The organism is Stutzerimonas nosocomialis (assembly GCF_005876855.1).
GTDB classification, from domain to species: Bacteria; Pseudomonadota; Gammaproteobacteria; order Pseudomonadales; family Pseudomonadaceae; genus Stutzerimonas; species Stutzerimonas nosocomialis.
In genome coordinates this window covers 1-18,331 of the sequence record NZ_QLAE01000036.1, presented here as the reverse complement: position 1 = coordinate 18,331, position 18,331 = coordinate 1, and the positions used below count along the sequence as shown (strand labels likewise).

The following is an 18,331-nucleotide window of genomic DNA, read 5'->3' as shown; positions in this document are numbered from 1 at the left end:
CGTCATTCGGATTCGCCAGAATCACTGTCTGACCCAGTTCCACCAGAGCCCGACTGGGCAAAATCGACGCTGCCGAGAAAGATCTGCCCTTTACGCTCACAGCAGCTATATGGCCGCCAGAGAGCCCATGCATAACCACCATCTACGGCCTGTTCGCGCTTCATGTCGTGAGGAAAGACTGCACAGGTATCCCTCAATGTCGGTACGAGCTCCTGCCACTTGTGGTTGGTAATGTCGCCTTCCACGATCGGCTCGGGAGGCCAATACCCATCTTTCTCGTCTGCAGTGATTGGTAGGTACACATGCGGTTGCCAGGTGCGGGTGACGATATCGCCTGCACGCTGAGCCATGACTGCTGATGCCTTGTGATCGTCAACCTGGTGAAGGAAACCTTCGCGCGGATAGACGTTGCCCCACGTGTTGCCTTCGAATATCCCGCCAACTTCCCGCACACCTGGTGTGAGAGCTTGGGGATAGGCCATCTCGGGAATGCCGAATCGCCATGCAGTGGTATCCAGAACACTCAAGAAATAGGGAACGTAGGGGATTGTTGCGCTATCGCAGATGTACCCAGTTGACTGCGCGAACTCGTTGAGCAGAGTGCCGGGGTGACCGATGACATCGACGTTTTTGAAGATGCTCATCTCATTTTCGCGCTTATGGTTGGTCGTGCTGTTGCCGCCGTCCTGTGCCGTCCCGGTCGGACCACTGTACGAGGCAACCTCAGTCCATGGGTTTTGACCGGTTACTGAGTAGCTGGACACGACCGTTTCAGGAATGAAGTGCCGCACCTTGACCGACGTTTCGACGTCACAGCCGAAGTTGGTGCATCGCAACCAAAAGCAAATGCCGACCACTTGATATTCGATGCAATCCTCGCTCAGCGCAGACTGCACGAGGGTGGATGTTTCAATCGCCAGGACCGGTGAGGAAATCACCAGGGCGCCGATCATCACGGAACGGCGAATCCTGTTCAGCTTCAGGAGGGCCATAGCTAGTTCGCCCCCTTTTGATAAGCGTCGATTAGCTCCGTGGCTGCAGCTACATCCGCCAGCCCGTAGACGACAAAGGAACGGTCAACGACCACAGCGGGTATTTTCTGGACCCTCAGGCCTCTGGCGTCTGCAACGTCCTGGTAGGCCCGCCTAAGCTCTGCCGTTATTCGGCGTCCTTCTTCGCTGGACAGCCTCTTCTTGGCTGAAATAGTCGCTAGCTGCGGGTTCGTCGGCAGGCCCGCGGACAGGGCTTTCGTGAGTTGCTCCGCTCGGTCTAGTTCAATAACCCTGGCATCGCCGGCATTGGTGACAGGATGGTGGCTGTCCGTAACGACAATCGTCTCGGCTAGGCACGAGCCGGCCAGTAGGCAAAGTACGGGTCCAACGCTGGCTGGAAGCGATCGGGCGATTCGGAAAGGGTCCACTGGACTGCACCTCGCGGTTCATTTGAGGACAGTCAAACGCAATCCCGTTAGCCTTTCCGCAAACAATGCGAATCTCGCGAATCACTATTTTCTTGGGGGGCGTTGCGATGAGAAAAGGGGCCTGCGGCCCCTTCGATCAGTGCCGGTTTACCGGCAAACCGGCAAATTGGCAGTACATGCCGGCAGGCGGATTTCGGGGAGGTCCAGAGTGGCTCTGATTTGAAGTAGCTCCTCTGAGGCGTCATCCGGTTGAGGGTGTCGAGCGAGCCACTCCTTGAGGTTCTCGACAAGAGAGGCGCTTATTTCACGACGATCGACAGCAAAACTTCGTACAACCTGTAACGAGTCAATCAGCGCGGGAGCCCCGACTTGCAGCGATTGCAAAGCTGCAGCCGGATGCTCACGAAGCAGATCAGTCAAAGTGTCGATCAGCTCCTGGGTTACAGTGTCCATAGCTCGACTACTCATACTGTCCCCCCGCATTGTCCCGCTTGATGATCTCAAGGCCGCGCGCTTTATCTATGCGTTCCGCCATGAGGATCGCCGCATCCACTTCCTCGCAACCATGTTCGTTCATGATCCGATAACGCTCGTTCTTTTCGTCCGGCTCCGTCATTGCGAGAGCCAGGTACAGGCTCGGCGGCACGGTACGGAATAACAGCTCCATGGACTTGCTGAGAACAACACCTTCGGCATATTTGTGCTTCTCCTTGCGGGCCGAGAGCATCAAGGCTTTCTGCGATTCGTTCAGCTCACGGAAACGTGCGATCTTGCCGACCTCATCTGGCGGCATGCTCAGGCAGATCCACCACTCGATCATGTTCAACATCGGCGCGGCTTCAGGGGGCAAGTCGTCGACGTTCTGAGTAGCCAGCCAGAACCAAGCCCCCAACTTCCGCCACATCTTGGTGATCTTCACCACGTAGGGCGAGAGCAGGGGGTTCTTGGTGATGATATGTCCCTCGTCCGTCACGTTGATGATCGGACGCCCGAGGTATTGATCGCGCTCTGCGATGTTGTTCACCGTGTTGATGAGCGAGATATATGCGATGGAGAGCTGTGCTCCGTAGCCCTCCCGGGCATACGTGGCAAGGTCGACAATAGTGATGTCAGCCTCGGGCCAAGGAGTGCCTTCACGATTGAACATGGAGCCATCAGCGCCCTGGCAGAACATATCCATTGCGTCGCCCATCTCAAGCATACGGTGCCGTCGGGACTCTGGCATCGACTCGTCACGTCCCGCCGCATGAAGGGCATCCCTCACGTCCTGTGTCAGCACGGTTCGACCTTCGCGCTGGCAGCGTTCTGCCGCTTTCAATATGCACTGGCGGATCGCGCTTCGATCAGCCCGGGACATGCGAGCGTCTTCTTTGGCTTCGCCCCCTGTGATCATGAGCCGAGCTGTAATTTCCAGCTCTCCTAGGATGTCTCGCTCGTCATCGTCATCAGAGCTTTGAGCGGGGGTGTTCTTACCACGACTTTGGAGATCGTCCTCGAGATCCTCTTCTTCGACGTTCAGCCGGTTTTGCTGTTCGGGCGTAAGCAGCTTCGTGGCGTCTGCAAAGGGAGCCAAGCTGACCCCGGTGCCTGGAGCAAGCTTGACTCGGTTTACGGTAAGCCCCATCCGGGCCGCATAGTCCCCAGTCAGCCCAAAGGAGTTTCCGGCTTCTACGATGAAAATCCGAGGGCGATAGATAGCCAGCACCTGATGGATCAGCGAGTTTAGCGTTGCTGATTTGCCCGCGCCCGTCGGACCGAACAGGAACAGGTGAGCGTTCATCTGTCGATCGAGCGGGTTGAGCGGATCGAACGTGACCGGTCCGCCGCCACGATTGAACACTGTAAAGCCAGGATGCCCTGTGCCCTCACTCCGTCCCCAAACGGGACACAGATTGGCGACGTGCTGGACGAACATGAGGCGCGTGTACCATTCAGCGTTTTTCACCGATGGGTCAAAGCAGGCTGGGAGCCACCGTAAATAGCTGTTAAGCGGTGCTACTTCATCATGCTCTCGTACCGGCAGTAGGCCGTTGTTCAGCAGCACGTTATGCAGCTGTAGCGTGCGGTCGTCCAGCTGCTGGAAGTCATTGCCGCGAATGTAGAAGCCTATGCTGCATTGGTAAAGCTTATGGGAGCTGCCGAGAATCGTTCGGGCTCGATCGATGTCTTCGCGTGCCTGAGAAGAAGCCAGGGTGTCGCCAACGGACTTTTTCCCTAGGTAATTGAGCTTGTCCTCAAGGATGTCTTGCGGGGTAACAACCATCGTGATGCACAAGGTCGTGTCCTCAGGCATCTGATCGAACAGGGCATTGATCGCGTCCCCCCCTTTCTTGGTCTCCCCTGTGAGATGGCCGATTTTTGGGGCATTGCGCAACCTATCGACCATCACGACGCGGTGAGGCATGTCGTCGAAATACCAAACCCCGTTCTGGACGTCGGAGATGGGCTGGTTGAAGAAAAGGCGATCGGAAAAGTCCCTGCCGGTAGCTAGCTCAAGCTCTCCTGGTTCGGTGGTTTCAGGGTAAGCGGTTAGACGATAAAACTCGTCCTTATCATCCAGCAGCTTGGGGTTAGGGTTGAACCAGCGCAGCAGCCAATCATGAATTTTCGCTTCGTTCATGCGTGTGGCGCGTACATTCGAGTTGGCCAGCCCGCCCACTAGTCGATCACAAATGGTGTTCAGCTCATCTTCTGGAGCCTGGCCACGTCGAGCTGTACTACCGTTGGCTCGCCGGTAAATCACCATCCGCACTTGGCGCATCTGCCCACGCCACGGTAATCGGGAGACGGCCGTATCTTCGAACAATCCACCCGGTCGAGAGACGCCCTTGAGGTGGTGAGCGAAGTCACGTAAGTAGCTTTCGGTGAATTTCGTACCCTTCGCACGTGGTTGGATGTAGTTCGCTAGACGCTCAGTGAAGGGGTCCCAGTTCGTATCCTCTCGTGCATAGAACTGGCACACCCAATTCTGATCATCGTGTTCGTCAAAGCTGTCCTGCAGGGCATTCTCGAGCCCATCCCGCACTGCGCGGAGCCAATCGGGCTCCCGTCCTTCAGTGCCGACTGCAGAGAGTTCAAAGAACGCTGCTACCGAGACTGCATCTTCGAGAAGCATGCACTCGCTATCGGGCAAGTACTCAGCCCACGGCAGCATACGGACAAACGAAGGTGGCACGTCGTATGCTCGGCGATAGTCCGCCTCCGACACAGCGCTCCGATCGCCTTCAACTGCTTCGCCTGGCTCAGGGATGCCACGCTCACGTAGCTTCGCGAGATGTTCCTCCCAAGCATCCGGGCGCGCAGCTCCCCGTTGAGCGCGCCCCTGCCCCAGTGCAAACAGCTTACCCAGCGAAAATTTTGCTTGGCTCGTCATGGTCAGTAGTCCTCGGTCCGCTCACCTGGCATTGCGTATTGAACCCGCTGATACAACGGGAACACCGTGCTGTAACCTGGGATCGGAGCCGGATCGGTCCCAGCAAGGTGCGGATACACATACATAACCAGGTCAGGGTTGGGCAGGCGCTTGAACTGGCTATAAATCTCATTCTGAGCCGTTCGCGTATATCTGGCGTTTTCCTCCTGAACCGAATCGGATGTCGATATCGCCCGGCGAAGATCCTGTCTCGCGTCCAGCAGCTTTCGCTCGCCTATGCCCCCTGCACCTCCTCCAGTGCTGTGCATCCAGACGTCCATCATCGTCTCGTCCCCATGAGGCAGCATCTCGTCCTTGGTGGTCGTGCAGCCTTGTAGTGCAGCAGCTATCACAGCGATCACCGCTGCAATCTCAATCGAGCGTCGAAGCATGAGTAGCCCCCATTGCGTACCGGACCTTGCGGCCCTTGATTTCATAATCGATCTGCAATTCTTGATCGATGTGGATAGCGACCTTGGCGTTGGGCTGCACGTAGATGGCTGCGAAGGCTTCTCCATAGAGCTTGTTAACCCAGTCCGAGATATCGCTCACGCCGCTGCTGAGGATCTGCTGCATCGCCTGGTTACCGGTTACGGTGGATGAAGCGAACTGGCCTGAACCGGTGCTCCCGAAGACGGCTGTTCCACTTTTGCTTTCGTCTTGGTTTCCGAGAAGGGTGGCGACACCGGCCCCTGCAGCAGTCACGAGGCTCTGCGTGCCGATGTATTGTTTAGCGTTGCTCTTACGCTCTCCCGCGATACACGGAATGCCGTATGGGTCACTGATCCAGCCCAGTCCTCCCTGAATCTGATCCAGCTGCCGGCCATTAGTCTGGTTGGTTCCGCTCTTAGCCTGAGCTGCATCCTCAGGGGTAGGGAGGGTGCGTACAGTTCCATCGTTAAATACAAAGGTGATGCTGCGGACCTGACCTCGTACGCACGACAGAGTCCAGTCACCGGTCGCTGTGCCACTGACGACCGCGCCGGCAACCTCAGGCAGATCAATTCCATTGGCAGTAAGGTTTTCTGCGCCGACGATGACCTTGAACGGATATGGGTCATTCACTGTTCCATCGATCGGTACCCGACCAATCAGAGCGGTCATGGCCGTGGAACCCATCAGCGTGGAGTTCTGAGGCACGGTGTATACCGGCTTGACCTCCTTTTTCTTCGCCCCCCCGGGGGTCTTCGCTACTCCAGTGTTCAGCTTCGCTTGAGTGCTATCGACGGCTTCGCCAAAGCTGGTAGGGAAACTGTAGCTGTCACTCTTCGCCCTAGAAGAACCGCCCGCCTTCGGGTCTGCCTGGCGCTGGTCCGACGGCTCGATCCAAACCATGCTCTCGCCGTCGCTGGCGAACTCCGATCCTTCTCCCTCCTTCAACCCAAAGCCCACAGGTAGTTCTTTCTCGTCCTTGCTGCCGGGCAGGCGGTTCTCATACGCGCTTCGGAACTTATCGAGCAGGCTTCGAGCTTCTTTCTTTGCCCTTTCTACCTCCTCACGGTCATCCTTAATCTTGGCGCGCTCCCCAGCCAGGCCAGTTGCGATGCGGGAGTCGATGTCACGCTCACGAGCCCTGAGCCGTTTGTTCTCTTTCATCAACTCTTCATTTGCCGCTTGAGCTGTTTTCATCTCGGTACGCATGGCTTTGACTTGGCCCACCAGGGTGGCCACGGTGTCCTGTGGCGTGTCGCCCTGGATGCCCAGGTTTTCCATCTCTTCCTCAGAGAGCACCGGAACCTCGACAACGTCTGTGCTCGCCTTGTCGACTTTGCCGTTGTTGATGACTTTCACGATGGCCAATACCAACACCACCGCAACACCTGCAGCGAGCCACTTGAGGAGTCCAGTTGATTTATTTATCGCCATGGTTGGCCCCTCCCAGATTGCTGGCCGAGTCCACCTGGCTCAGGGTTGGCAGGACTGACTTGGCGAGGTCGCGACCTCTAGTGACCAGGTAAACCACCGTCGTATCGCTTGGATTTCCTCGCCGCCCCAAAAAGGAATGCTGGAAGGTAGCTGTCTGCAGGTCACCCTGCAGAGCACGCGGGTCCAGATCGACAGGGTGCGCAGACATGTTGGTGAGCTTCACGGCAGTGACCCAGTAATCACTTAGCCGCCACGCTGCCAGGGCTCGTGCTCGAACAGGCAATGAAGGCGCAAGCGTTGATAGATCGAGACGGGGATGTATGTTGACCTGGGCAATGCCTTCGACCGGCTCCACCGTCCGCAGAGGCGCGTACAACGACTGGGCTGCATAGCGGGTAAGCACTACCGGAATCGGCGTTTCTCGCGGCTGCTTAGTAAGCTCCGCTGGCCCTGCTTCGTCCTCTTCTACTTCATCACTGCTGTCAGAAGCTCTGCCATAACGCTCCGGTGCGGTATCCCCCCGCACAATCTTCACCGGCTCAAGCTCCGGTGCTCCGTCCTCCGCGGCAGTGGCAGCAATGTCGACGAGGATCAGTTCACCAGTGGTTGCAGACTGAAGTTGTATCCGTGTCGGTTCGATCGGCTTGGAGGCCAGCAGGTAAATGGCACCGCTAGCACTCTGCACACGGACATCATCGCGAATGGAAGATGGGATGCCGACGCGCACATTTTGATCGACAAAGATAATGCGCTCCTGTCCAACCTGAAGGTGTACGGCCAGAGGCAAGCGCTCCCACCGCATAATCTCTACTGCATTAGCCGAGCCGCTGGCGATCACCACCAGCCAGGCCAGCAGCCGCCTCGTGCGCAAGCGCAATTGTGTCCGAGCCATCACTTGACCTCCGTGGATGTTGCAGCTTGTTCATCAGGAGTTGCGATACGCATCGGCGCGCTTGAGTAGCAGTCCAGGGCCAACCCCCACGGGTTCTTTTCCGCGTCCTTGTCCAGGCGAACGACTCGAATCGGATAGCGAACGAAGGTCCGCTTCACCGGCTCGGAGGAGTAGTACTCGTCCGTTGCCAGATCGAGATTGACGATCCAGTCGTTAATCGACTGCTGCTGTACTCGCAGAGCCTCGTCATCGGCATAGCCCCGGCCAGGCAGCTCATAAACACCACGGACCCGACCTTTCAACTCATTGTTTTTGTTACGAAACTCGTAGTCACCTTCAAGGAACACCTTGCAAGCTGGAGTGAGGTAATTCTGTAAAGCGTGGATATTTCGCTTGTAGTCTTTGGCTCCATCGGCCGGCCAGCTATTGAGCTGCTGGAAGATGTAGCTGGTGAACGCGTAGATATTCTCCGGCGGAATGTCCCACCACATACGCGAGCTACCTGACCGGAGATCAGGCGGCACGTGAATATTCAGGCTGTCCGGCGCTGTCTTCATACCGTAGATGCCATAGGCAGCAAGCATGCTTACCAAGAGCAACGCAATTCTCAGTGAGGTCACGTGCCCCTCGAGGCGGCGCACCTCGTTTCTGACTCTGCTCACTATCTTTCCCCTCGCCGGTGATACCAGACCCCTGAGCGCTTGATCAGATCCTGCCCACCCGTCCATGCCATCAGCAGAGGAAAGCGGTTTGCGATCCGCCACTGAAGATTGCGGTAGAACCAATCGTCCGGCCGGCCTCGTTTCACCCTCCGCAGCACTCGCCCGCCCAAGCCGATGCCCAGAAACACCGCTACGAGCGCTACTGTCGGGACCATGGCAATGGAAGAGAAAACGATGGCGAAAGGAACGCCGAGAACCAGGCCTGCAATCGCCGAGGACAGCCCTACGAAGAACAGCTCATTGGCCGTCAAACCCAGCACAACAATGGGCTGCCTGTTGAGGCGGTTCGGCAGAAAATTCACCGTGCCCTCTGATGTGAAGCTGATCGGGTCATGACTGTCCATCATTGGATCTGTCCTCGGGAGCAGGAGCTATCGTCAAAGGATCTCGGAGGCTTTGGTGACCATCCAGATGACCAGTACGAGCAAGATGCCGCCGACGCCGACGGTTGCCCCGAATTGACCCCATGTAGCCTTCCGCGTCTGGACTTCGCCATACACGTTGAATGAGTGATAGGCCACGCCAAGGAAGGCGATGCTGCAAACAGCAAGAGCCAGCAGCAGGATCACGTCATAGCCGTAGTTCTGCCAAAGCTCGAGGATTCCACTGCCTCCACGGGATGGCTGCTCGACCTCTGGTAGATCGGCGCGTGCGGAGGTCATCGCACCCATTCCGATCGAGGCAAGCAGCAGCCCCTGGTTCTTCTTCGAGCCTACCCAGTCGCTTACACGGGCCATTGGTGAGATACGCGCGGTTGCTTTCATGAGATGCCTCCTTGGGCATTGGTTGGGTGACACAGCTAAAAATCGGTTTAAGAGACCAGTAGCGCGAGCAGGAGCAGGTAGATCATCGCGAACCGCGCCACCAGGGACGCCAGCGCGGACTTTTCCACCTGCCCCCTAGCCCAGCCCTTGTAGGCAGTCGTGACTGCCCATGCGCCCCAGAGCAGCAGTACAGCTAGGACGATCCCAACGACCAGATCCGAAAGCTTGTCAGCAGCAAAGCCGCCCGTTGCCTTGAAGGCAGCGCTCTGCGCCGTTGTCATCGCGCTCACGGCTTGTCAGACCCAGTACGGGTGTAATGGCCAGAAAGCTGGCCGGGATCACGTGGCTGAGCGCGAGCAGGCGAGAGGTAGCCTTGGATACCGGACCGCACCTGGCCGAGGTCCTCAAGCAGACGCTCGTAATCAAAGTGATAACGGTCGCCCTCGGCGGCAGGCAGCTCTGCGCTTTTCTGCGCAACCTTCTCGATCATGCTCAGCTGACGAAGAATGAGTTCCAGATTCGCCTGCTCATTTGCCGACCCGGCGGCTGAGCAAAGAGGGGAAAGCAGAAGTGCCGAGGCGAGGAGCAATGGCGCTGTAAGCTTTCGGAGAGGGGCCTCATTGATCGTCATCATCTGAATCCTGGCGTGACATTGATTGTCAGGTTGCCAAGCCTCTGCGGGTTTATCCGCAGGAAATGCGATCTACGCGGTTCACCTATTTATTGACGTGAAAGAAAAGTGTTGACCGGTTTGTTGACGCGCTGAAGCCCGAACTAGGGCAGCTGTTTCTTGAAGAAGAAAAGATAGCCGTCAACGACGCAGTGCCCGTTACCCGGCTGATCTGATTGATTGTTCCCAGCCAGCCCAACCGCCCTCCATACAGCCTCAGTGGAAACCAATTCCCACCCGTCCTCGCCAAAGGCGGATAAAATCTGCTCCTGACTCCGGAGTGCGAATGCAGCACCCTGAGGTGCGCCAAAGTCTTCTCTGGACTGCTTAAACATCAGCCGCCCGATTGTTTCCTGCTGATAGGTCAGCGGTTCGAAATGCGTTCGGTATTCATAGCGCGCCATCGTTTGTTCCTCGTCATGTTGCGGCCCGCAACACCCATCACAGGTACTTCTTGAAGCTGCCAACCGTAACGCTCACTGCGAGGGCAAGAAGGGCAGCGCAGGGCAACAGAATCAGAAGGGGGCTGATGCTAACTGGCATCGAGAGGTAGATCAGCCACGGCGCTACCGCCAAGGGTTTTATGGTCGCCCTGGCTCTGTGATGGACGAAACCAGACTCCAATCCTGCGCCGAACCTGCGAATGTCCCTTCGGACCAGACCGTCTACCAAGCCGACCGCGATAGCCATCAGGAACAATGGCGTGGTCAGGGTTAGCACAATCAGCCGAACGAGAAATGTGAGAACGGAAAACACAGCAGCCAAGGCATAGTCTTCGATTAGCACCATGGCCGAGCCGATCGCTTGGTCGAAGCTTCCGTCGCCCCGTAAGCTCTCTAGATGGTAGGCCTCGGATTGGCCATGGAAGAACTCCACGATGCCGGTATCTTCAAAGCCTGCCTTGTATGCAGCCTCAATCAGTTGGCTTGCTGTCAGCCCTGGCTCCTCGAGGATGAGGCTGTTTGTGAAGTCTTCCGAAATCCAGTCCAGCTCAAGGAACATCATGTCGCGGGCGTGGTGCCACCCCTGATCACCCCAGAAGAAGTAGAGGCCGATCCATTCAAAAATGACGCTGAGAAACAGAGATAGCAGCATCACCCCGATGAAGCGGAAGGGGAGAGAGATCGTCTTCCCTAACCAACCTTGTTCTCTGATCTGTTGTTGCTGTGCAGTGTTTGCCAGGTCAGCCATGGCGGGGTCCTAATGTATTGTGACGACAGCCGTTTCGCAGCGCAGAACCACTTGGCCGGCAACGGGATCTACCACGCGTATTGCCGGGGAGAGGTTTCGCCTAACCCATTCCGGGGCCAAACCCTGGCGATTCAGCTGATCGAACAATGTCTGCCCATCGAGCCAACCCAGACGCGCTAAACCAACGAGTCGAACCAGCGCGAAAGACAACGGTGCATTCGCTTCGGCCGCAAGTTCAACGAGTCGGATCTCAGAACGGGTAGGAGTTTGGGGTTGCATCATCATGCGCTCGGCTCCTGCTGCGTCTGCTCAGGCATCACCACTGACTGCGCGACATCTCCCTGGTCCAATTCAAGGTCATCAGGCAACGCATTCGCGATCGGTGAAGCGAATCCAGACCCGTTCCACCAGTCGCCACCGTCCAGGTAGTTTTTCCTCATATACCCGGCCAAAGCCTGTAAGTCCTTCGGCATATCCTCATCCGGATCGGACGCTGGGAGAGGCATACGGACCTTCCAAAGGTTCCCCCCCTCGATCAAGGCAAACGCTTGGCCTTTCGGCAGGCTCACCACGTTTGAGGGCTCGATGAGCGGGACCGTGACCGTGCTCACGCGGTCCTGAGTTTGAGAGGTAAACGCGGTGTTACCAGTGGGATCTGAGGTATCGGTGGCACCACTGACCTGCGTGGTGGTGTAGACATCAACCTTGCTTAACTGGCTGGTCAGTAGCTCTGCGGTGGCGGTTTCGCGAACGCGAAGCATGAAGAGGTTGTTGAAGTTACCGATCACCTGGCCTGCTTTGGCTTTGTTGCCGATCTTCGCCTCGATATCGCTCATGGTCTGGGTATAAGCGGTGACTTGGATTCCAGCACCGCCACCCTTGTTGATCATGGGAATGAACTCATTGCCCATGAGTTCGTTGAACTCGTCCGCGTGGAGGTTGATCGGCGTTTTAGACCCCCCATCTGCCCCTGGCAAACCATCATCGACGCCGTACTTGTAGATGTGGCCCGCAACCGAAACCAGATCCGAAAACATGGAGTTGCCAACAGCCGCTGCTACCTCAGGGTCGGATAGCGCATCCAGTCCGATGTACACGACTCCGCGCTTTCGGACGATCTGCATCCAGTCAAAGATCGGCCGCGGATCGTTCAAATCGTTGTAGTCCGGCGATATGAGCTCAGCCATCCGCCCAGTGGTCAGCTTCTCCAACAAGGGGAGCAGGGAAGCGACGATCTTGTCGAAATAGGTCTTGTCGTAGCGCACTGCGCTCCGCAACCCATCCATTACCGGATCCTCGACTCGCGTCTGGGACAGGTACTGATCGATCGCAACAACCCGAATCGGCTTGCCCTTCATGTTGAACGGGATGTTCTTGTCGTTGAGCTTCCCCTCGATCGCCACAATCTTTTCCCAGGCCTTCGGGTCTCGGCTGTCGAAGTACTTTTGGCTGTACTCCAGAAACAAACCCTCGATGTTGATGACGTGTCGCTGGATCTTTGTGTAGTCAGGCCGCTGACCCAGCTCGTTTAGAGCTCTCGCAATGATGTTCACGAACCGCCAGGAGAACTCCTTGAACGCAGCGCTGTTGCCTTCGCTCGGCAGCTGACCGGCGATCCTGCTTGCCACCTCGGAGATACGTCCGAAGCGGCCAACAGCGTTGTACCTGGCAGAGTGGTCAGGCCACCCAAGGTGAAAGACGTAGAATTCGCCGAGCCTGCCGGCACGCTTGGCCTCGATGTACATTCGCTTGAGCAGATCCGCATCGCCTTTTGGATCAAAGACGATCGTCACTTCGCCTCGACGTATATCCTGGGTGACGAACACCTCTGCAAGGCGGGTCTTGCCGACGCGAGTCGTGCCGAGTACCAAGGTATGGCCAACCCGCTCGCCAAGTGGAAGCGAAACCTCAACCTCGTCTGGCTCTATGCCGTGGAGGCGAGGGCTCCCTCCGACAGGCGGGAGGGGGCGCACGGGATTGCACCAAACATCCCAGCTCGTCAGCTTCGGCAACAGACTTATGGGGAAAGGCGCCCGCTCAAGCTTTTCCTCCAGCCGTCTTGCGAAGAGGTATGAGCTGCGAGGCTCGACGTAGTTGCGGTACTCAGGTCGGAAGGTCTGTATCAGCCGTTGGGTATGCTTCTGCTCCCACCGAAAGCCACGGCCAATGAAAAGACGCTTGTTACTGACCGGAACCTGCTTACTAGTCATCACGTAGCGGGGGAGGCGACGTATGTTGCGTTGGTACCGGAGCACAGTCAGCCCTTGCCTCAGTCGGACGCCCCCAAAGGCAAGGAAGAAAACCGCAGTGACGTAACCGAACTCCGGTGACAAAGCGAGCGCCCATGGTGAGTAGATGCTCAGGAAGGCGCCGCAGAAACAGACGAACACCGTATAAAGCTCAACGGGAGGCCTCAGTAGCGCCTCTATCGCGTGTTGTTTGACTGGCATGTTATTGCTCTACGCTTTTGGCAGTAATCAGGACGGGGTAATGGTCGAGCCCCAAACGCTCGGCAACGTCATCTCCCGCGGCCGGCACCATCCTCAAGTCAGGAGCTAGCGCCCTCAACTGAGCGAGTCGCCCAGCTGTTTCCACATTCACGACCATGCCCACGGCTCCCATGGCGCTCAACGCCTCGCTTCGCTCAACGAGCCACTGTCTCGACAGGTCATCATCGCCAACCATGAAGAAGGGCCGCAGACCCGGGGCATTTATCTCTCTCCTCTGGACCCGACCTGGGGTGACGCGCTGAGCGCGAACTGGGAGCATGTTCGCTTCGGAAATTTGTCGCAGGGGTTGCTCCTGCCCCCTGGCTGCGGGCTTGCCGCCTAGCGCTTCGTAATAGCGGGAAGCATCCTCGCCTCCACGGTCCTCGATCACCTTCAAATCCGCAGTAGCAAACCCGCAGGCCAGTGCCAGCGCTCCGCCAATGCATAACGACATGCGAGCACGACGCGTAGGGAGGCCCCCCCTGGAATGAGTCGCCGTTTTCATGGGTTCGTCACCACTAGAGTCGTCAGCTTGTCTCCTGCGACGCGCTGAAGCTGTTTACCGAACGCAAGGCGGTAACGCGCGGCGGCCTCGCCACCTGCAGGACGATGGTATTTACCAGCAGCGGCAGTCCAGTCACCTGTTTCGTCGTACCAGCCCCGCAAGATTTGCGCGCTTACCAGTAGGTTTTGATAAGGGTCCAGTGCATCGCACGGAGTCTTGAAATGATGGCCGTTCCAACCGATGTTCACCTGGCCTATCCCTGCGTCGACTCGCTTGGCGCCGACTTCCTGGATACCGATGAGCAGAGCAGTGCAGGCAGCACTGCGAGTGGCGAACCGGTACGGCTCACCAGCAATGTTCAATGTCCACGGCCAAGGAATGTATCGCCCGTTAAGCCTCGTCCCTGACTCCTGCAGGGCGAGGGAGAACAACACTGGTGACGGCACACCAACCGACTGCGCGGCCAGCTGATAGGCAGGCGGAGGGGTTTCCGCAGCAAAGATCGCCGGGGCCAGCAATCCCGTAAGCGCGAGGCTCGCAAATGTCCTCATTGGAGCACCCACTTTCCGTTGGCGAATCTGAGGGCCAACGGCAAGTCAGTACCGAGTTTTGCGTCCGAACTCTCTTGTAGTTCCGCCCAGCGCCCTTCGTCGTGGTTAAGAGTGATTTGCCGGCTACGGACCCTCTCCGGCTCGATCCCAGCACTTCGTGCCCAGCTGCGAACCTTAGAGTCGTCACCTTCGCTGCCTACCACGTATATATCAAAGGGAGTGTTTGACCGCTGCAGAGCGATAGCCTTCTGAACGCATGGAGCACAATCACTGGCCACGAAGAGAGCTAGCCGGCCACTCCCACCAGAGGCGGGAAGCCTTGCTTCCGAGCTACTGAACATAGGCTTTTCAGGCTTGAGGTTTACCACCTGCTGCCCTTGCACAACGACGCCTACAGCTTCGTCGTAAGCACGTTGATACAGAAGCTCCTTCTGCATCCGCTGCGTCTCCATCTGTGCCTGAATCCGCGCGTAATGCATGCGCTCCTCGTCAGTGCGCGCTTCGATACCTAGCACGGATACCGGATCGAGGCCTGGCGAATAGATTCCCCTCGGCCCGTCCATCAACTCTTGGTATCGCTTCCAATCCTCGGCCGTCAGGCCCCACTCGGCAGCTTTCTCCTCTGCGGTGCGTGCGAGCTCGGTGTTACGGATTTGACTGTCCACCATCGTCGAGGACGAACCATCAGCGTGAACCGTTGAGGTGAGCGCAAGCAGCAGGGGGAGGATACGAACGAAGCGCATGTGAGCTCCTACCTATCGAAGAAAGACGACTTGTTCGGTCCCGCGCACATCAAACTCAGCGGTTTTAGTGCCGATTCGTTCCAGCCTCCAGGACTGCCTGATGTCCCCGGGGCGGATCAGCGAGATCTGGTCAAGCCTGGTGCTACCGACAGGAGCGATAGAGAGAAATCGTTCACCGCCGCGCACCTCAATCCCCACCACGTCGAAGGGGGGAGTGAGTACTACGGGCTTCGGTGCCGGCTTCTTCTGGGTTGGACGTGAGACAGGCTGGGTTTGAGCTGGTGGTTTGCGCACTGAGAGTGCAGCTACGCGTTTGCCCAACGCATCCATGCCGGTCTGCAAGGTCTCAATCTGCGCTGTGAGGGCAAGCAGATCGCGAGCAGTACTGTCGTCACTGCGGAGCGATTCGACCTGCTTCTTGAGCGTCTCGAACTGCCGAGTCAGTGCGGCATGTGCCGATTCGAAATCACTCCGCTGCAGCACCTGTTTCTGGCGATCGACAATGCCTGTCAGCTCTTCGTCCACTAGGGCCAGGTGCTCATTGACTCCTTTGATCTGCAGCTCAAGTCGCTTGTCTTGTTGCGCGCTGGATAAACGCCCGATCTGCCATTGCTGAACCCCACCCCAAGCAGCTAGCAGAACGAACGCCGCCCCGATCGCGATTAGCAAAGCGGGCGACTTCTTCGGTTGAGCACGACGATCAGCTACTCGGCGCTCCTCCGGCGCCATGGGGGGAGTCATCGGGCACCCCCTTCCACTTGGGTGGCAGAAGCATTCACCAACGGAGTAGGTGTAGCGATACGCTCATATCCTGGACGCTTCTCGAAGCAGATGTTGCGCGAGACCTCGTCGACAATGACCTGCCATGCGGGTCCAGCAAGGACCTGAACAGTATTCCGCAGCGTCATAGGCCCAAGCTGATATTGCGAGGCCGGCAAGGGCAGTCCGTAAAGCACCTTGATCTCATCAGTCGCAGGGCAGAGACGGTATCCAGAGCGTTGCAGCACGTAGCTCATTGCATCGTGAACGCTAGGGTTCATCGACTGCGGAACGGTGACATCGATGATCTGACTTAGCAGATCTCGCTGCTCAGCCCTGGGAGAGGTACTGACCAGTGTGTACCGTCCATACCGCACTACCGGCTCCGGTACCGGCGCAGCCCCATTGGGATAGAGATCAGGCCGCACTTGCTCAGGGACGCGGCTGGCGTTGCCAGTCCCTGCTGATGCTCCAGACTCTGACCTATGTGTCGATTGGGCGCAGCCCGCAAGGGCAATCGCAAATAGCAGAGCGCCGGCCTGGATGCAGCCCCGGGCAGCTGCGGCCGAATGTCTGGGATCAACCATGTGTAAGCCCTCATTCCGAGATGGCTTGCACGATGACTCTGCGGGTTTCTTATCGCAGCAAACAATGCGAAACCGGCCGCTTCCTATTTTTTTGGAGAAGGTCCCGCTGTATCTTCGCTCCCCCATGACCAGTTGTAGAGCGACATCCCGATGGAGGAGTACATCCGTTTATTCCGCGAAGCAATGGAGCGGACAAACTCGGTTTCGCGTGGCTTATCGAACTACCCCCTAGAGCTAGAGCCCTCTCACTTCATCGACTTGCCGGCTGTAGCGTTAGCCATTGCGAAGGATTTTTCGGAGTTCCTTCCTCACACTGACGTTCTGCCTGGGAAATGCTTCCGTGTGGCCCGAGAGCTGTCCTACGTGCTGTTTGATCTGAGGATCAGACATACCGTTACCGTAGGCGATGTTGAGTTGAATGACGGGCTATATGTGAATGTGAGCTCAGAGCAGCTGCTGCGGGACGTGCTGGAGGGCTATCAGCTCGATTCTGTCGAGGGTCGCCCCGCCGGCAAGCCAATCAATGCGCATGCATGGATCACGCTGGAGAACGGCTCGGTTATCGACGCTACGATCTTGGCATCGCAACACCGTAAGAAGGCGGGCGCAGGCAAACCGCTTTCCTTTGAAGATGCGGTTTTCTACACCGGCAAGCCGGGTACAGTCGTCCGCCGACATATCCCGATGATGACCGGCCTCGTTTACCATCAGAAAGCCCTGACGGACTTGATAGACGGCGATTTCCAGAACTACTGCCAGTGGTCCGAGGATTACGGACGGATGATGGGCCGCATGGACTTGATGAGGTTAGTGCCAGCCCTCTCCACCATTTGAATTTGAGCTAGTAATTACCGGGCCATAGCCCGGTCTGGTGCTAGCAAGGCGCCTAAACCTACCCTACGGTTCGAAGCTACTGCCTGAGTCCTTATTCAGCCGACGCGTTTCTGTAACGTCTGGTGCTGCGTTTACCTGTTGGTAGGCGTTTTCGAGTTCAGCCAGCAGATCTAGATATTGTTGGTCGGTTATTTCCCCGCTATCCCGGAGGCCTGCGATTTCGCCGCATAGCTGTTGATACCGCGCCGCTGCCACTCCCTTTTTTCCACCAGCAAAACCGGCAATCTTAATCTGCATTCTGGCGAAGGCGTCGCTTACCGCATTGCTCATAGAAACCTCTCCTCAGGGTCTTTCATGGAGTTTTCCTTGTTCATCAGGTAGAGGTCCAGGAGATTGTTCGTCCTCGGAATGGGACCTGTAGATCCGCTCCGACAATTTGTTCCGGCTTCAGCTGGTTAACGGGAGCATTGCCAATGACCTTCCCCGAAACCTGCCCCAACAGTTCAAGCATTCCATGGTTCACGACATTACGAGACACCTGCCCATGGACTACCGCCTTACCGCCCTCTTCAATAATCAGCCCGCCAGCAAGCTGGCCACGGGCAATCAGTAGCCCACCAGCTTTGACATAGGTTGTCCCGGTAATTTGGCCGGTGGTTTCTTGCTGATCGTTGACGATCAAATCGCCTTTGTGCTGCATACCAAGTCCTCGATTCAGTGAGGTGGAGATCGCTCCTCTCCTACAGCCCAGGCCGATGCGGGGCTAGAGCGGTGCCGTTATCCTCGATCAGTTTGAGGTGCCGACAGCGACCCAGCATTTGGCTCCGTCGTACTCATTGCCGCCTTCTGCGATGAAAACGTGACCGTCTTCGTCCACTGCATACGCGCCAGGCTGCTCGTGCCCCGCATCTCGCAAGCAGTTTTTC

General features: G+C 57.3%; 23 protein-coding genes and 1 pseudogene. 1 reads left to right on the top strand and 23 read right to left on the bottom strand.

Annotated elements, in window-relative coordinates:
• Positions 1-2: 2 nt before the first annotated feature.
• The 20 genes from DN824_RS18445 to pilL2 form a co-directional block, all read right to left on the bottom strand.
• Positions 3-953, bottom strand: a complete 951-nt coding sequence (locus DN824_RS18445; protein ID WP_121498533.1) for a TIGR03756 family integrating conjugative element protein — start codon at positions 951-953, stop codon at positions 3-5.
• A gap of 41 nt (positions 954-994) precedes the next feature.
• The gene (locus tag DN824_RS18440; protein WP_170915900.1) at positions 995-1,420 is read right to left on the bottom strand and encodes a TIGR03757 family integrating conjugative element protein; all 426 of its coding nucleotides are present in this window, start codon (positions 1,418-1,420) and stop codon (positions 995-997) included.
• Positions 1,421-1,567: 147 nt separating this feature from the next.
• Positions 1,568-1,873 (bottom strand): hypothetical protein, encoded by a 306-nt coding sequence (locus DN824_RS18435; protein ID WP_230387631.1) that lies wholly within the window; start codon positions 1,871-1,873, stop codon positions 1,568-1,570.
• Positions 1,874-1,880: 7 nt separating this feature from the next.
• On the bottom strand, positions 1,881-4,793 hold the full coding sequence (locus DN824_RS18430) for a conjugative transfer ATPase (RefSeq protein ID WP_121498517.1): 2,913 nt from the start codon (positions 4,791-4,793) through the stop codon (positions 1,881-1,883).
• Positions 4,794-4,795: 2 nt separating this feature from the next.
• Positions 4,796-5,224, bottom strand: coding sequence for a TIGR03751 family conjugal transfer lipoprotein (locus DN824_RS18425; RefSeq protein ID WP_041015693.1), 429 nt, complete (start codon positions 5,222-5,224; stop codon positions 4,796-4,798).
• A complete protein-coding gene (locus tag DN824_RS18420; RefSeq protein ID WP_121498519.1) occupies positions 5,205-6,698 on the bottom strand; it encodes a TIGR03752 family integrating conjugative element protein in 1,494 nt (497 codons plus the stop codon). Before DN824_RS18420 ends, DN824_RS18425 begins: the two co-directional genes overlap by 20 nt.
• Positions 6,685-7,500 carry a TIGR03749 family integrating conjugative element protein gene (locus DN824_RS18415; RefSeq protein WP_479688029.1) on the bottom strand — a complete coding sequence of 272 codons (816 nt, stop codon included), beginning with the start codon at positions 7,498-7,500 and terminating at the stop codon, positions 6,685-6,687. Before DN824_RS18415 ends, DN824_RS18420 begins: the two co-directional genes overlap by 14 nt.
• 89 nt (positions 7,501-7,589) lie before the next feature.
• Positions 7,590-8,252, bottom strand: a complete 663-nt coding sequence (locus tag DN824_RS18410; protein ID WP_041015691.1) for a PFL_4703 family integrating conjugative element protein — start codon at positions 8,250-8,252, stop codon at positions 7,590-7,592.
• A complete protein-coding gene (locus DN824_RS18405; protein WP_230387629.1) occupies positions 8,252-8,659 on the bottom strand; it encodes a TIGR03750 family conjugal transfer protein in 408 nt (135 codons plus the stop codon). Before DN824_RS18405 ends, DN824_RS18410 begins: the two co-directional genes overlap by 1 nt.
• 30 nt (positions 8,660-8,689) lie before the next feature.
• Positions 8,690-9,076, bottom strand: coding sequence for a TIGR03745 family integrating conjugative element membrane protein (locus tag DN824_RS18400; RefSeq protein ID WP_230387627.1), 387 nt, complete (start codon positions 9,074-9,076; stop codon positions 8,690-8,692).
• A gap of 47 nt (positions 9,077-9,123) precedes the next feature.
• Positions 9,124-9,357 carry a TIGR03758 family integrating conjugative element protein gene (locus DN824_RS18395; RefSeq protein WP_041015690.1) on the bottom strand — a complete coding sequence of 78 codons (234 nt, stop codon included), beginning with the start codon at positions 9,355-9,357 and terminating at the stop codon, positions 9,124-9,126.
• A gap of 5 nt (positions 9,358-9,362) precedes the next feature.
• Positions 9,363-9,710 carry an integrative conjugative element protein, RAQPRD family gene (locus DN824_RS18390; RefSeq protein WP_096780462.1) on the bottom strand — a complete coding sequence of 116 codons (348 nt, stop codon included), beginning with the start codon at positions 9,708-9,710 and terminating at the stop codon, positions 9,363-9,365.
• Positions 9,711-9,850: 140 nt separating this feature from the next.
• Entirely contained in the window at positions 9,851-10,150 is a 300-nt protein-coding gene (locus DN824_RS18385) for a hypothetical protein (RefSeq protein WP_041015689.1), read from the bottom strand.
• 37 nt (positions 10,151-10,187) lie between these two features.
• Entirely contained in the window at positions 10,188-10,937 is a 750-nt protein-coding gene (locus tag DN824_RS18380) for a TIGR03747 family integrating conjugative element membrane protein (protein WP_041015688.1), read from the bottom strand.
• A gap of 281 nt (positions 10,938-11,218) precedes the next feature.
• Positions 11,219-13,387 carry a type IV conjugative transfer system coupling protein TraD gene (gene traD, locus DN824_RS18375; protein WP_121498521.1) on the bottom strand — a complete coding sequence of 723 codons (2,169 nt, stop codon included), beginning with the start codon at positions 13,385-13,387 and terminating at the stop codon, positions 11,219-11,221.
• A gap of 1 nt (position 13,388) precedes the next feature.
• Positions 13,389-13,880, bottom strand: a complete 492-nt coding sequence (locus DN824_RS18370) for an integrating conjugative element protein (protein ID WP_230387625.1) — start codon at positions 13,878-13,880, stop codon at positions 13,389-13,391.
• A 47-nt stretch (positions 13,881-13,927) separates the two neighbouring features.
• Positions 13,928-14,482, bottom strand: coding sequence for a lysozyme family protein (locus DN824_RS18365; protein WP_041015686.1), 555 nt, complete (start codon positions 14,480-14,482; stop codon positions 13,928-13,930).
• Complete coding sequence (locus DN824_RS18360) at positions 14,479-15,225, bottom strand: TIGR03759 family integrating conjugative element protein (protein ID WP_121498523.1); 747 nt, start codon at positions 15,223-15,225, stop codon at positions 14,479-14,481. Before DN824_RS18360 ends, DN824_RS18365 begins: the two co-directional genes overlap by 4 nt.
• 12 nt (positions 15,226-15,237) lie before the next feature.
• A complete protein-coding gene (locus tag DN824_RS18355) occupies positions 15,238-15,966 on the bottom strand; it encodes a hypothetical protein (RefSeq protein WP_125884082.1) in 729 nt (242 codons plus the stop codon).
• The gene (gene pilL2 / locus DN824_RS18350; protein WP_121498525.1) at positions 15,963-16,571 is read right to left on the bottom strand and encodes a PFGI-1 class ICE element type IV pilus protein PilL2; all 609 of its coding nucleotides are present in this window, start codon (positions 16,569-16,571) and stop codon (positions 15,963-15,965) included. Before pilL2 ends, DN824_RS18355 begins: the two co-directional genes overlap by 4 nt.
• 150 nt (positions 16,572-16,721) lie before the next feature.
• Between pilL2 and DN824_RS18345 the strand changes: the two genes are divergently transcribed.
• Entirely contained in the window at positions 16,722-17,405 is a 684-nt protein-coding gene (locus DN824_RS18345) for a hypothetical protein (protein WP_058148351.1), read from the top strand.
• A gap of 63 nt (positions 17,406-17,468) precedes the next feature.
• On the opposite strand, the gene DN824_RS18340 is transcribed toward DN824_RS18345, so the two are convergent.
• The 3 genes and pseudogenes from DN824_RS18340 to DN824_RS22740 all read right to left on the bottom strand — a co-directional run.
• Entirely contained in the window at positions 17,469-17,735 is a 267-nt protein-coding gene (locus DN824_RS18340; RefSeq protein WP_125884080.1) for a hypothetical protein, read from the bottom strand.
• Between the two features lie 43 nt (positions 17,736-17,778).
• Positions 17,779-18,105 (bottom strand): hypothetical protein, encoded by a 327-nt coding sequence (locus tag DN824_RS18335; protein ID WP_058148352.1) that lies wholly within the window; start codon positions 18,103-18,105, stop codon positions 17,779-17,781.
• Between the two features lie 87 nt (positions 18,106-18,192).
• Positions 18,193-18,331 (bottom strand): annotated as a pseudogene (locus tag DN824_RS22740) (antirestriction protein ArdR); the annotation flags it as partial.